Origin of the sequence: Parashewanella hymeniacidonis (assembly GCF_016900895.1) — a bacterium.
In the GTDB taxonomy this organism is placed as follows: domain Bacteria; phylum Pseudomonadota; class Gammaproteobacteria; order Enterobacterales; family Shewanellaceae; genus Parashewanella; species Parashewanella hymeniacidonis.
The window spans coordinates 1-14,271 of the sequence record NZ_JAFEUN010000113.1; the positions used below are offsets into that span (position 1 = coordinate 1).

General features: G+C 39.7%; 12 protein-coding genes. All 12 read right to left on the reverse strand.

What is annotated here, in order from left to right; genetic code table 11:
* Nucleotides 1–162 precede the first annotated feature (162 nt).
* The gene (locus JQC92_RS17975; protein ID WP_205000933.1) at nucleotides 163–1,995 is read right to left on the reverse strand and encodes a 2Fe-2S iron-sulfur cluster-binding protein; all 1,833 of its coding nucleotides are present in this window, start codon (nucleotides 1,993–1,995) and stop codon (nucleotides 163–165) included.
* Nucleotides 1,995–2,702 carry a PepSY domain-containing protein gene (locus tag JQC92_RS17980; protein ID WP_205000934.1) on the reverse strand — a complete coding sequence of 236 codons (708 nt, stop codon included), beginning with the start codon at nucleotides 2,700–2,702 and terminating at the stop codon, nucleotides 1,995–1,997. The genes JQC92_RS17975 and JQC92_RS17980 overlap by 1 nt, the downstream gene beginning before the upstream one ends.
* Nucleotides 2,695–5,859, reverse strand: coding sequence for an efflux RND transporter permease subunit (locus JQC92_RS17985; protein ID WP_205000935.1), 3,165 nt, complete (start codon nucleotides 5,857–5,859; stop codon nucleotides 2,695–2,697). Before JQC92_RS17985 ends, JQC92_RS17980 begins: the two co-directional genes overlap by 8 nt.
* Nucleotides 5,860–5,874: 15 nt before the next feature.
* Nucleotides 5,875–7,632, reverse strand: coding sequence for an efflux RND transporter periplasmic adaptor subunit (locus JQC92_RS17990; protein ID WP_205000936.1), 1,758 nt, complete (start codon nucleotides 7,630–7,632; stop codon nucleotides 5,875–5,877).
* On the reverse strand, nucleotides 7,632–9,059 hold the full coding sequence (locus JQC92_RS17995) for a TolC family protein (protein ID WP_205000937.1): 1,428 nt from the start codon (nucleotides 9,057–9,059) through the stop codon (nucleotides 7,632–7,634). The genes JQC92_RS17990 and JQC92_RS17995 overlap by 1 nt, the downstream gene beginning before the upstream one ends.
* Nucleotides 9,059–9,556: a DUF411 domain-containing protein gene (locus JQC92_RS18000; protein WP_205000938.1), complete on the reverse strand. Its 498-nt coding sequence runs from the start codon at nucleotides 9,554–9,556 to the stop codon at nucleotides 9,059–9,061. The genes JQC92_RS17995 and JQC92_RS18000 overlap by 1 nt, the downstream gene beginning before the upstream one ends.
* 107 nt (nucleotides 9,557–9,663) lie before the next feature.
* Nucleotides 9,664–10,044, reverse strand: coding sequence for a hypothetical protein (locus JQC92_RS18005; protein ID WP_205000939.1), 381 nt, complete (start codon nucleotides 10,042–10,044; stop codon nucleotides 9,664–9,666).
* Between the two features lie 229 nt (nucleotides 10,045–10,273).
* A complete protein-coding gene (locus JQC92_RS18010; protein WP_239480625.1) occupies nucleotides 10,274–10,549 on the reverse strand; it encodes a hypothetical protein in 276 nt (91 codons plus the stop codon).
* 14 nt (nucleotides 10,550–10,563) lie between these two features.
* Nucleotides 10,564–10,881, reverse strand: coding sequence for a hypothetical protein (locus tag JQC92_RS18015; RefSeq protein ID WP_205000940.1), 318 nt, complete (start codon nucleotides 10,879–10,881; stop codon nucleotides 10,564–10,566).
* Nucleotides 10,878–11,915, reverse strand: a complete 1,038-nt coding sequence (locus tag JQC92_RS18020) for a hypothetical protein (protein WP_205000941.1) — start codon at nucleotides 11,913–11,915, stop codon at nucleotides 10,878–10,880. The genes JQC92_RS18015 and JQC92_RS18020 overlap by 4 nt, the downstream gene beginning before the upstream one ends.
* Nucleotides 11,916–12,123: 208 nt before the next feature.
* The gene (locus tag JQC92_RS18025; RefSeq protein ID WP_008109624.1) at nucleotides 12,124–12,486 is read right to left on the reverse strand and encodes a hypothetical protein; all 363 of its coding nucleotides are present in this window, start codon (nucleotides 12,484–12,486) and stop codon (nucleotides 12,124–12,126) included.
* Between the two features lie 192 nt (nucleotides 12,487–12,678).
* Nucleotides 12,679–14,061, reverse strand: a complete 1,383-nt coding sequence (locus tag JQC92_RS18030; protein WP_029773033.1) for a PhoH family protein — start codon at nucleotides 14,059–14,061, stop codon at nucleotides 12,679–12,681.
* Nucleotides 14,062–14,271 lie beyond the last annotated feature (210 nt).

Below are 14,271 nucleotides of genomic sequence, written 5' to 3' on the forward strand. Positions count from 1 at the left end.
CAGAAAGTGTAGCTTCTTAGTTGAAGCCGCTTGTCATGCATAAAATTTAGGATACCAGACGATGTATTATTATTTTCGTGTTAAAAATCAGGTTAAATTTGAAATATAAATTTAACCTGATTACCCATGCGGAATATGGGTTACCTCTATTTAATTTATGTATTAAAGACTAAATTTGTCTTTGAAAATTTGATTACTGGGTATACCAACATCAGTAATTATTTGTTCCACTTCACTCATCATTGCTTCTGGGCCGCACAAGTAAAATTCTGTAGACAGGAATTTTACGTTTTGGCTCAAATACGGCAGAAGTACTTGCTGTACATAGCCAGAATGCCCTTGCCATTGTTCTGAAGGGTTAGAAAGTGTGGGAATATAAGAAAAGTTTTTATGCTGCTCACTCAATGAGTTCAACTCATCGCAGTAGAGCAAATCATCTTCAGTTCGCGCACCATAGATGAGAGTCAAATCACCTTCGTCTTGACGTTTTTTCAACTGTTCAAAAATGATCGCTCTGAGTGGAGCAAGTCCTGAACCAGCGCCAATAAAGATGCGAGGAACCTTTTTATCTGAAGTCGCGTAAAAGTCAGAAAAAGGACCTTTTGCGATTATCGTTTCACCAACTTCGAGTGACCCTAAATAGCTTGAACCTATACCTGCATTATAACCATCCTTAGCCGTTTGCCAGCGGATGTTGAAGGTTGGCTCATCTGTTTCTTGATCAAAGTTAACCAAGGAGTAATGGCGAGTTACGCCGTCATGTGAAAACTTTCCATGAGAATAACTTTCCCAGTATTTTTCAAAGTTCTCTGGCATATCATCTGGGCGTAAACTATTCACCCCTGCTGGCACGTCAAATTGCATATATGCACCAGCTTTAAATGCCAATTGTTTGCCTGATTTCAGCTTAAATTTCACTTCCTTGATAAAAGGAGTAATGAAATTAGTCGCAACCACAACTAGCTCATGATTTTCAATATTGAGGTCAGTATTAACTTCAATCGAACTAATTTCAGAGAATCTATGCTGACATCCAAGCCGAAAGCCTTCCTTAAGTTGCTCCTGAGATAAATGTTCCCGTTCAGATAATGTGATAGGTAATTTAGTTGAACTTAAGAACACGCATTTGCCACAAGTACCGCCACCACCGCAACTTGAAGGAAGGTATACATGTGAACTAGCTAGCCCTTCTAATACAGTTGAGCGGCCAACTGCTGAGATGTCAGTAGTAGTATTTTGATTGGAAAAAGTCACTGCCACTTTTTGCCTGTTAGTGCCCCAACCTAGCTTGAGTAAACCGCCTCGATACTGTTGTATCAGCCAAGTAACACCAGTAACTGAAAGGAATAGCGTTGCAAAAGCAAATGCAATGATCAACCAATGGTTAAATCCTCCAGAATTGCCATAGTCCATAAAGTGAAGCTTCATCATCAGATCTTTCAATCTGAAATCATCATTGGCATGGCGAAGCACTTGGCCTGTAATACTATCTAAATAAATAGTTGTATTATTCTCATCCTCAACAACAACTTGCCACATAGGGTTTTGCTGCCTTATGTGATCTGAAAATGGAGGCTGAGATAACACTGGAGTAGTTAACTTGCCCTCACCTGAGTAAGAGTTTTTTGCCAAAGTTAGTACTTGTTCTTCAGACAGATTAAATAGCTTTCCTGTTACAGCATCAAATAGCAATGAGTCGCGTACTTGGTAGCTATGCTGGCCCTTATCGAACACCAAATGATAGTAAGGCTGATGTAAAACCCATATAAGGTTTACTTCCTGTGGAGCCTCACTAATAATGTCTTTAATAGGGAATAGGTCAAAGGCTGTAATGCTACCTTCATGATGAGAATGAACTCTAAGCTCATTACCACTGGCTTTGCTGTGATCCATCAGGTTGAAGTAAAGGCCAGTTCCCAACCAAATAAGCAGTTGTAAACCAACAAATAAAGAAAGCCATTTGTGTACTGATGTATTTAACTTGAATAGTCGCATCAAATGACTTCCTTTTTATTTGGAGAAAACACTCGATAATAAGTCAATACAGCGCCAGTAATTGCGCCCATTAGACCTAGAGTTGCAACTAAGAACAAAAACCAGTTAGATACGTTTTCTCCATCATCGTAATCCATAATGTGAAAACGCCACATCCAATCAAACAACCGCCAGTAATCATGTCGCTTGGCAACGAGAGCGCCTGTTTGTTTACTTATATAAAATGTTGGTGTGGCAAATTGGTCAAACGTTACTCTCCAAACGGGTAAGTGTCTTGGCGACAACTCAGCAGGCATATCTGTCACTGACTTAATCAGCCTTATGCTGTCAATGTCATGATTCATTACATAGTGGTATTGTGCGATTTCTTTAGCTTTGGCTTCATCAACAAGGGGACGAACAGCCCCAGTTTCAGCATCAATTGCTACTTTCCCATGTTCTCCACTAATAAAAGAGTACAAAGGTCTGCCCATGCTTTGGGTAAGCCTGACTTGGCTAGCTTCAGGATAAGCAACAGCAAGTTCTGCAATAGAATAATCCACACTTGCTAAATCTATTTTGACTTCCTCACTCTTAGTTAATGACTCTCCATGTATATAGTGAATATCCATAGTCACCATATACACGCCAGTAATAGACCAGAACAGAAATTGTATTCCGACAAATGCCATAAGCCATTTGTGATATTTTCTAACTTTGCTAAGCATTATTTTTTAGCTCCGCGTTAGAAAGCCCTTTGTTAAAGGCATTTACTTCAGGCTTTTTAACGATTGAATAAATCGCAGGTAATACAATTAGAGTGAGCAGTACAGCACTTGTCATGCCTCCTACCATTGGTGCAGCAATACGACTCATTACTTCAGAGCCTGTACCTGTACCATATAAAATAGGCATTAAGCCGATAATGATTGTGGCTACCGTCATCATTACTGGACGAACACGCAAACCAGCACCGTGTAATAGTGCATCTTGGTATACATCATCTGAGATAGGTTCTGTTCGCTCTTCAGCTTTTTCCTTAAGCTCAGCAAGCGCCTGATTGAGATAGACCAGCATTATCACGCCTATCTCAACCGCTACACCAGCCAGCGCAATAAAGCCCACACCAACGGCAACGGAGAAGTTAAATCCTTCCAGATACATTAACCATAAGCCACCAATCATTGCCATTGGCAAAGTCACAATAATGATAGCCACTTCACTAAATGCTCTGAAGTTTAAGTAAAGCAAAATAACAATAATGGCGAGTGTCAATGGCAGTACATAGGTGAGCTTTTCTTTCGCTCTTTCCATATATTCGTATTGCCCAGCCCACGTAATTGAATAGCCTGCTGGTAGTGTCAGATTATTAGCCAAGTGGATTTTTGCACTTTCAACATAAGTACCAACGTCAACACCGTCTATATCAATAAACGTCCAGCCATTTAAACGAGCATTTTCACTCTTAATCCCCGGCGGACCGTTCTCAACTCGAATATCTGCGACATCCCCTAACGCAATACGCTGTCCATTAGGTGTTACGACAGGTAATCGTGATAGCTGCTCAGGAGAGTCTCGATAGTCTTGCGGATAGCGTAAGTTAACAGGGTAACGCTCTTGACCTTCTACTGTTTGCGTCACATTCATGCCGCCAATAGCAGTAGAAACCACTTGTTGGACATCTTCGATATTTAACCCAAAGCGACTTGCCTTATCTCGTGAAATATCAACCTTAATATATCGTCCACCTGCAACGCGCTCAGAATAAACTGACGCTGTGCCTGCAACTTCGGGTAAAACTTGCTCTATTTGTTGGCCGATTTCCTGAATTACATCAAGCTCTGGTCCGGCAACTTTAATGCCTACAGGTGTTTTTATACCTGTAGCTAACATGTCGATTCGAGTCTTGATTGGCATAACCCAAGCATTGGTTAAGCCCGGAAACTTAACCAACTTATCAAACTCAGCTTTTAACGATTCTGTTGTAACTCCCTCACGCCACTCTTCTTGAGGCTTCAACTGAATAAAGGTTTCAATCATGGTTAAAGGTGCAGGATCGGTTGCAGTTTCAGCTCTTCCTACTTTACCAAACACTGTTTCAACTTCTGGCACAGTGCGAATAAGCTTGTCTGTTTGCTGCAATAACTCCCTTGCTTTACCAATTGAAATACCGGGATAGGTAGTAGGCATATACATGAGATCGCCTTCATCCAATGGCGGAATGAATTCACTACCAATTTTATCTACAGGCCAAAAACCAATGATAGTCACTAATACTGCTGCTACTATTGTCGATTTTGGAAACTTCATAACTTGTTTTAAAACAGGCAAGTAGATAGCAATCAATAATCGGTTTAACGGGTTTTTCTTTTCAGAAACAACTTTGCCTCGAATAAAGTAGCCCATCAATACAGGCACCAATGTGATCGCCAAGCCTGCTGATGCCGCCATTGCATAGGTTTTTGTATAAGCGAGCGGAGAGAACATTCTTCCTTCTTGCGCTTCCAAGATAAATACAGGTAAGAATGAGACTGTAATAATCAGTAAGCTAAAAAATAATGCAGGGCCTACTTCACTCGCAGCCTTGGCTACGATTTGCCAGCGGTTTTCATCTGTAAGTGGTGTTTTCTCCATATGCTTATGCATATTTTCAATCATCACTATTGCACCATCAGTCATCGCACCAATCGCAATCGCAATACCGCCTAAAGACATAATATTGGCATTGATGCCTTGCATATACATGATGATGAACGACACCAAAATGCCTAGTGGTAGAGTAACAACTGCCACAATTGATGAGCGAAGATGAAATAGGAAAGCAACACAAACAATAGCAACGACTGCAAGCTCCTCAAGCAACTTGCTCCAAAGATTATCAACAGCACGATCTATTAACTTCGATCTGTCATAAACAGGGACAATCTCCACCCCCTCTGGTAGAGAAGATTTAAGCGATTCAAGTTTTTCTTTTACCCCGTTTATGGTTTGTTGAGCGTTTTCACCAAAGCGCATAACGACAACACCACCAACAACTTCTCCTTCACCATTTAGCTCTGCGATACCACGGCGCATTTGAGGCCCTAAATTAACGGTAGCAACATCACCAATACGCAATGGCGTGCCTTGTTCGTTAATACCAAGTGGAATTTTCTCAATGTCTCCAACTGATTGAATATACCCCGTAGCAGTAACCATATACTCAGCTTCCGCCATTTCCACAACAGATGCGCCCGTTTCTTTATTGCCTCGTTTAAGTGCCATTTGGATATGACTTAACGGCACGTTATAAGCTCTGAGCTTGTCGGGATCAACTTGCACTTGATATTGCTTAACCATACCGCCAACGGCGGAAACCTCAGACACGCCCGGTACAGTTTGCAATTCATACTTTAAAAACCAATCTTGAATACTTCTTAATTGGCTTAGATCATGGTTTCCAGATTTATCTGTTAAAGCGTAGATGTATACCCAACCCACACCTGTTGCATCAGGCCCTAATTGCGGCTTAGCTGAATCAGGCAAGCTCGATGCTACTTGGCTTAAGTATTCTAGAACCCGGCTTCTTGCCCAATACAAATCAGTATCGTCATCAAAAATGATATAAACATAAGAGTCACCAAAAAATGAGTAGCCACGAACAGTTTGCGCTCCCGGTACTGACAACATCGCTGTAGTAAGGGGAAACGTCACTTGATCTTGTACTACTTGTGGTGCCTGTCCCGGATAGCTCGTCTTAATTATCACCTGCACATCAGAAAGATCTGGGAGTGCATCCACTGGCGTTTTTTTTAATGAATACAAACCACCAAACGCAATAATTAAGGTAACCAGCAATACAAAGAAACGATTGCCAATTGACCATCTAATAATTGATTCAATCATTATTTTTCTCCCAACTTAATGATTCGAGTGATCAACGACCGGCTTATTTTCCTTGCCGTGTTGTTCATCTGATTCAAGAGAAATGTCAGTGATAACTAAGTCATCTCTTACCTCAAAGGTGATAATGACGTTATCACCAACAGTGAAATCAACTATTTCTATATTGTCCGCGACGATAAAATCCATCGTCGCAGCAGGTCTATCCCATTTATCTATTGGACCTCGGCTAATATTTAGAACACGCGTATCAACATTAATAGAATTAATTAGACCTGATACTGTTGCAAAAGATACTTCTTCACTCATATCACCAGACTCACTCATGATATGAATTCCAGTAATTTCATATCCACCGCCTTCGGTTTTACTCACTTCAAAGTGCAGAGATTGACCTGACTTTAATGAGTCAATATCGACTTTTTCAGCCACAGTAAAATCCATAACCATTTCAGGCCAATCCCAAGCTTCAGCAGGGCCATGTGAAATATTAACCATGCGGTGCCCTGCCATAACACTATTAACATCCCCTTGCATCCAAACAGAGTTAGGCACTTCATCATGAGTCATTCGTTTAAAGTCAGAGCTTTTACTTGATTCAGAATCAATCAAGAATTGGGCAGATGTCACCACAACGTCATCTTCATTTAAGCCGTCTAATATTTCGATGCTGTCGATATCAACCCGGCCAATAGTCACTTCAATAGATTTAAATTGCCCATCACCTAACGCAAGTACTACTCTGTCCTGTTTACCTGTTCTAATAACGGCTTCTTTAGGCACGAGGATGGTGCTATCAGCTTGATTAGCGTGAATAGAGACTTGTGCAAACATATTTGGTTTTAATTGATAGTCTGTGTTATCAAATTTCAATCTCACTCGGAGTGTGCGTGTTTTACTGTTCAATGTTGGATAAACATAATCAACGACACCAGCCCAGTCCTCACCGGGTAAATAATCCAGTGTCATTGATACAGGAAGTCCTTTTTTAATTAAGGCTGCGTCACGTTCAAACACTTCTGCTTCAACCCAAACTTGATCTAGCTGGCCAATGCTTAATAAGGTGTTTCCCGGCTTTACATAAAAACCTTCTCTAACCTTCAAACCATCGACAACACCTGCTTGTGGTGAATAAAAGGTAATTGTTTGCTGAACCTTTCTTGTCTTTTCTAACTTTTGAATGAAATCTGAAGAAAGCTGTAACGCTTTAAGGCGATCTTTGGCTGCTGAAATTAAGGAACTATTATCGCGCTTTAACGCTATTAACAGTTCTTCTTGCGCGTTAACTAACTGAGGAGAATATAGTGTATAAAGAGGCTGCCCTTTCTCTACAGGGTTACCTGCTGCTTTGATGTAAAGTTTTTCAATCCAGCCATCAACCCGTGGGTGGATATGAATTAGCTTATCTTCATCATATTGAACGTAACCTACCGTTGAGATTTCAGTATGCATATTTTTCAGTTCAACAGGTGCAGTGCGAACCCCAAGGTTATTCACTACATGAGGCGCAATTTTTACTGCTCCGGGGCCAAAGTCATCACCAGATGATCCTTCCTCATACACAGGAGTTAAATCCATCCCCATAGGCGACTTACCGGGCTTGTCCCGGCGGTAATTAGAATCCATCGGTGCAACCCAATACAGCGGTTGTTTCTCTGCTGATGTAGCTTCATCAGTATCACTGTTTGAGCCTGCACCTTGATATAAGCTCAATGCTCCTGCACCTAGTGCTGCCCCAATAATGACGGCAATAATTGTTTTCGTATTCGTTGACATTATTTTTCTCCAAATTGCTTATTGGATAAGTGCTGATTAGTTTTGTGCGAAGTGTGCAATGGCTTATGTTCAGCATTTGATTTAGATTGAGAATGCGCAAAGAAATAGTTGATGCGAGTAACTGTTTTAAGTGCATCAACATCAATTCTTAAAGCTGATATTCTGGTATTTAATTCGGCAATTCTTGCTCGAACAACTTCGGCAAAATCGCCATCATCATTGGTGTAAGCCGTCAAAGACGCTTCCGCTTGGTCATGAGTTTGTTTAAGGAGTTGTTCTTGATAGATAGATTGTCTATCTGATAAGCGTTTAAGCTGTCTTAGCTCTTTTTCTAAGGCACTGATCATTTGTTTTGTCAGTAAAAGCTTCTCTGTTTTAATAGCCTCTGCATCTGCAATAGACGCTGCTACTTGCTTATCTTGTCTATTCTCAGTGAACAACGGCAAATCAAACGTTACACCAACAGAAAATAAATCAGCTCGGCTATCACCAGAAGGCATATCGTCACGATAGGCATAGCTCGCATTAACACCCCATTGCGGCTCATATTGCTGTTTGGCTAACTCAACTCCTTTTTCTGAAGCTTTGCGCTTTACATCAATTGCAAGTATAGCTGGATGATTCGCAAGTTCCTGAGCCAATATATTTCTTGAGTAGTTAGATGCTTTTAGGACTGTTGGATTCTTCAATCGAATCGAAGGCAATTCTTTTGAGACACTAAATTCTAATGGTTGCGCATCAAAGTTGAATGATTCATTCAATCGGTCCGCATCGTAAATGTGAAGCCACTCATTGAGACGAGCGATTGTCGTTTCAAGTTTCTGCTTTTGAGACGTCAATCTGTCATCTAACTGCACGATTTCCAACTGAGCACGAATAACATCTTGCTGTCTGGTTCTACCAACAACGTTTGAGTAACTAGCTTTCGCCACCTCCGCCATTTGCTCAAATAGAGACCAGTCTGCTTCAATCAATTTAATGGTTTGTTGCGCTAAGTAGGCATCTAACCAAAGCTGTGACACTTGGCTTTTCAACTTAGCTTTACGATCCTCTCGTAGCAGTGGAAATTTCGTGGACTCAATTTGTAACTGGTCTTGCTTGATCTCTAGACTGTCGCCTCTCGGAAACATTTGAGAGACGCCAACCTTTAGCTGAGTCATTCCTTCCTGATCTAAATCCCAAGTATCTGTTGGTAAATTCATTATCCCTAGCGATACTTTCGGATCAGGCAAAGTACCTGAAGCAATACTTCTATTTTCAACTGCACTTTGTTTCAATCGGCTACCATGAAGCCAAGGATCATTTTGCTGAGCTAAGGTGATAGCTTGTTCAAGCGACACTACTTTCTCAGCTTGAGCTGAGAATACAGATAAGCCGAGTATTAGTGCAGTTGAAAGTGAAGTAAGGTTTAAAGCGTTCAATTTCATTAGAATTGCTCCTCGTATGTCTTAACTTTTGCATAGACTTTGCTCGTTCCATCTTTAAATAGAATTAACACGTTGTATGGCATAAAGCGGTCACCGACTTCCATACCGGGAGAGCCAACTGGCATTGCTGGAACTGAAAGCCCAATCGCATTGGGATGTTCTTCTGATAAGAACTGCTGAATAAATTTAGCGGGTACATGACCTTCAAAGGCAAATCCATTTCTGCTCACTGCCGTATGGCAGGAGCGGTAATTAGGCTTAATACCATACTTAGTTTTGATATTGCCGATGTTTCGGAAATCTTTGGAATGCGCAACGATCCCTTCGTCTTCAATATGAGTTATCCATTTTTTACAACACCCACAAGTAGGGGTTTTATAAACGATTAACTCCAAAGGTGTTACGTCGTGATTATCTACATGGTTATGTTCATTAGCGTTTGCAAACGCTGATGAAAGCAGCATTACAACTGCTATTTTTAAATACTGATTGATCATTTTTGCCCCCAGACATCGCTGGAAAATATCTATAGCGCTACGACGCTGTATTGACTAACAGAAAAATTTATTACATGTGCGCGAAATTTGGGCGCACTAATCCTGTATTAGGCAAAAATCGGTGGACGATAAAGGGAAGTGGAAATTGAATGAGGTTGTTTAGGTTGCAGAGCAGCTACAGATTCACTCAATAATTGAATATCTGTTAAGTCAACACTGGAATTTAGAACTGTGGTAGATGAACAAGCATTTGCAGGGCAAACACATTCAACATCACAACCATCTTCTGATTGACCATTACTGCTTTTATTCATATCCCCATGATTCATTCCTTCATGATGACTCATTTTGGAATGATCCATGTTCATGTGTGATTCGTGAGAACCTGATGACATTTCACAAGACATAGCAGAATACGCAAATGCTTGCCCTACAAAGGCAACCAGCATAAGCGTCATTACTAAGACTTTTGAAAATGCTTTAGACATAAAATTCTCTTACAAATATACAGCTCTAATACTAATGCAAATTTTTGACTAAGTAAATTGATGCTGTATAAACATTTATGAATATTTGATTATCGTCAAATTTTTCAACGGTATAAGTGACACATAATAATCTCGTCAGTCTTCTTATCTTCGTTATTCAATGACTTTTATTTCGAGACTTAAGTTGCTCCCTCATTTCTAAAACTCGATGTGCTGAATAAGCTCCTGCTCACATAACAACCAGTTCAACAAACGAAATATCAATTAACTTATGGTCAGCATCAATCACATAGCAACTCCCACTATGTGTGTTTATTTCTAACTTATCCCCATCAGCAGATTTGCTAACAATCTTTGAAGTCACTATTTGCTCAAAGAGCCGAAATCTAAATGTTTCATCGTCAATAACAACCCCCGATAAAAACTCGCCAAGAAAGTTTTGTTCAAATTCCTTATAGTCGTAAACAGATACTATGTTGGCATCCTTTAAATATGTTTTATCCAATTGTTAACTCCCAATTAATAGCTAGATGGGAGCATTTCTCTCAGCTCTAATAGCTCTTCAGGAGAGTACATGAACTCATGCATTAAATTGAACTCAAACACACTTACATCAAACAATTTAGGTTCAGCATCTAAGGTATAAAAGTCAGCGCCAAAAGTTCTATATTCAAGACCATTTATTTCCATCACTTTCGTTGTATACAATGCCTCACCTTTGGCACTACTTTCACTATCTTCAGCAAAAGTTGCGTAAAGCACTTGATCAACCTGTTCTTCTGAATCAGATTGAATTGAAATCAATGTTGCATTAGTTAGTTTAATTCTAGGTCTCATGCTTGTGCTCCCTTGCTATCTTCTAAGCAAAACGGTCGGACAAAACTGAGGTACTTAACCCCATCAACTTCCAATAACTGGTTATCAGCATCAAAGTGAGACAGAACACTAGACTTATACAATGAAATGTATTTCTCATAGTCGATAGTGTTAAAAAAGTTGGTATCAACACGGCGTGCATAGAAAACAAGGGCTTGTTGATCAATACGAACTATGAATTTTTGATCACCGTCTACGTTTTTGACTTGTAGACATAGCTCCGGCTTATGCCAATCAGATACAAGTGAAGCTGGTAGTGGAAAGCCGTATACTAAATACCGCATCCCTTCAATTTTGAAGGTTGTTGGATTGAACTGAGCCTTATTTACTTTGCCGCTACTGAATAATTCAAGTGTCAACACCAGCCAGTGCACATGCTTAGAAAATGTATTTCCTTCAGAAATACAGCCTTCAAACTCACCATTATGGTTTACATGATTGATGTACATGTATTTTTTAATGTCATCCAAGGAAAGCTTTTCAAATGGAAACTTGCAAGCGATTAGCCTGAAATAACAACCATGAACTTTTAAATCTGCATATTGAACTGTCAACGGATCATCAAAGGCATCAAAGTATGGTCGCCACTCTAAGCGGAAGTCTGCACCTGTATTTACAATAAACTTGGCATCTTCAGGCAACCCTAAAACTTGGTATATCACTGAAACTAACTCTAATGTTTCGATATCTACCAGCATCAGGCTTTCAATACGGTTTGCCATTGATTCAATTTCTTTATGAAGCGATTCAATAATTTCTTGATCATCGTATTCGTTGATCATTAAATATTTCAGGGAATCGTGCTTTAGAATTGAGTCCAGCTTTTTCTTTTCAAAGACTTCAGAGAGATATTTATGGGTATCAGAAAAATAAGGGCAGTTATAAACACCTCTAGCCCACAGGCCTTGGGCGTAAAGATCAGGAAACTCTAATAACTCAGCAAACTCTTTTGCTTGTTTATTGAGCTTATTCTTTAATTGATAAAGTGAGATCATTTAGTTCTCCAAACAACTTTCCAATAAACAATGGCCTACCAACACATTGCTTTATTTATTGTTCAAATAACCAAATTTTTACGGATGCTCCGCTTCACTGTTCACGTTTTTCAAGGCGAAAAACATGTGTAGGCGTAGGCTGTCCGTTCAGCCTTCATATTATAATATCGCCAAAAAACAAAATGACAACTTACGTATTTGTACAACTTTAGGTAGATATTTTGAGTTTGAACTCTGAAAAGCTAAGCCCAAACAGGGATACGACCATCTCTTCATTTATATTGGAGCCGGGAAACTTTTTTTCAAAATTTCCAATAATGCTATCTAGGTGGCTAGCTAATATTTTTACTAAAAATATTTCCGAGTTTGGTGAGAGTGCAGACAGTGCTATCAATGGGTTGTCAAAGGATTCAGCTTTTATTTTTACTAGTAAATCGCTGTAACTGTCACAGCCGTAAAGACAAATAGCTAGGGCTTCTTGGGCTTGTCCAAGGGGAATAGTTAATAATTTAGATAATCGTTTTGCCTGCCTTTTTATATTTACTAGCAGGTCTTCTTTATTAAAAGACATCAATACACCAAAAAACGGCAACGCTAGGCCACGCACCTATGTCACTCAGTTTTTGTGAATATTTAATCTTTTAGTTCAGAGTAAATCCATTTCGTCCTGTTTTCGTGGGAACGGGCTTCTCTGAAAAGCCACTGCAAAAAGCAGTGGCTATTGTCGCAATATTATAAGGAAATGTGAATGGTAGTTTGATGCCTACATATTCTTTTCAGTGAATTCAGCCAAGCTACTACGCTCTACTTCATCAAAAATTAGCACTGATCCTTTTTCATAATGACGATACACATTAACAGCCGCACTTGCACCAGAAGAAGCAGGTGTTACAAACTTATCATCAATCTGGGCTAAGTTGCCCAACACGATTGTGCGACAATTTTTGCCACCACGACTAAGCATTCCTTTAATTTGAGCACGGGTCATATTTTGTGCTTCATCAATAATTAAAACAGCATCATCAATTGACCTGCCTCGAAAATAAGCCATAGAAGTAAACTCTATATTGGCACGCTCTATGACATGCTCAACAGTTGCACTAATATTACCTTCATTGTTATCACCTGAATGCATTGATATAAGCGCATCTGTTATACCTGCTAATAACGGCATTGATTTCTCTGTCAGGTCACCGGGTAAAAACCCCGGATCATCGTCCATAAAGTCTCTGGAGCGCACCACAACGATTTTTTTGTACTTTTTTAACTCCAATACTTGATGCAGCGCCGAAGCAACTGCTAAAAAAGTTTTTCCGGAGCCAGCAGGGCCAAGGATGATATTTAAGTCATAATATGGATCTGTTAATTGGCTTAAAGCTACTGCCTGACGCTGATTTTTAGGCAAAATGCCCCATACTTTTTCTTGTTTACGAGGCAATAACTTTGTGAATACCTCAGTATCTGTTACTTCTGAAATTCGCCCAATGTGTCCAGCTTCATCGTACCAATACATGTTTGGCTGAACTTCATCATTAAATAGACTTATTGGGAAAGTATAAACTTCTCCTGAAACCTTGAAGTCTTTGTCTGATTTAATTCGATCAAAAAGATCTCCTTTAAAGGCTTGTACCCCTGTGTATAAAAGATCAATATCTGATATTTGATTATCTACGGCAACGTCTTCTGCCATGACCCCTACGGTTCGAGCTTTCAAGCGCATATTAATGTCACGGCTAACAATTATTACGTCTTTATCTAAGTCCTTCTGAAGATACAGTGCATAGTTAATTATTCTATTGTCAGCGTCACTTCCAATACCGTGCTTTAACTCTTTAGCCATATCGAGCTGGGTATCAATTCCAATAAACAGTTTTCCTCGTTTAGCTGTTTCAGTAGAAGGCAGTGGAATACCAGCTTCCATCTCTTCTGCACTGTGCCCATTTATTATATCTTCAAGCATACGAATACATACACGAGCATCAGCACTAACCGATTTGTTAGTTCTTTCTTTTAAGTTATCTAATTCTTCTAGAACTGTTAGACAGATGTATACGTCTTCACTGTACGCAAGAAGTGACTTTGGATCATGAACTAGTGCCGATGTATCCAATACTCTTGGGTTTTTGTTTTCACTTGGATTATTCATTTTAGTTCTCCTTTGAGAACGATTTTCATTAATTAGCATTTTAGATTTACCTTAGCTTTATTATTTTTGTTTGTGCCTCTTGCAGGTTAAATCCTGTCTCTTGATCAGATCTTAGTGCATTTCTCCGTCAGCTAGCATTTCTTTCGCCATCCTATATCCAACGACATAAGATTGAAGGGTATCCCAACCTTCCCAAATCGTTTCCCAACC

Coding starts and splice junctions, on each gene's coding strand:
- JQC92_RS17975 (WP_205000933.1), bottom strand. CDS start 1,995: ATGCGACTATTCAAGTTAAATACATCAGTACACAAATGGCTTTCTTTA.
- JQC92_RS17980 (WP_205000934.1), bottom strand. CDS start 2,702: ATGCTTAGCAAAGTTAGAAAATATCACAAATGGCTTATGGCATTTGTC.
- JQC92_RS17985 (WP_205000935.1), bottom strand. CDS start 5,859: ATGATTGAATCAATTATTAGATGGTCAATTGGCAATCGTTTCTTTGTA.
- JQC92_RS17990 (WP_205000936.1), bottom strand. CDS start 7,632: ATGTCAACGAATACGAAAACAATTATTGCCGTCATTATTGGGGCAGCA.
- JQC92_RS17995 (WP_205000937.1), bottom strand. CDS start 9,059: ATGAAATTGAACGCTTTAAACCTTACTTCACTTTCAACTGCACTAATA.
- JQC92_RS18000 (WP_205000938.1), bottom strand. CDS start 9,556: ATGATCAATCAGTATTTAAAAATAGCAGTTGTAATGCTGCTTTCATCA.
- JQC92_RS18005 (WP_205000939.1), bottom strand. CDS start 10,044: ATGTCTAAAGCATTTTCAAAAGTCTTAGTAATGACGCTTATGCTGGTT.
- JQC92_RS18015 (WP_205000940.1), bottom strand. CDS start 10,881: ATGAGACCTAGAATTAAACTAACTAATGCAACATTGATTTCAATTCAA.
- JQC92_RS18020 (WP_205000941.1), bottom strand. CDS start 11,915: ATGATCTCACTTTATCAATTAAAGAATAAGCTCAATAAACAAGCAAAA.
- JQC92_RS18025 (WP_008109624.1), bottom strand. CDS start 12,486: ATGTCTTTTAATAAAGAAGACCTGCTAGTAAATATAAAAAGGCAGGCA.
- JQC92_RS18030 (WP_029773033.1), bottom strand. CDS start 14,061: ATGAATAATCCAAGTGAAAACAAAAACCCAAGAGTATTGGATACATCG.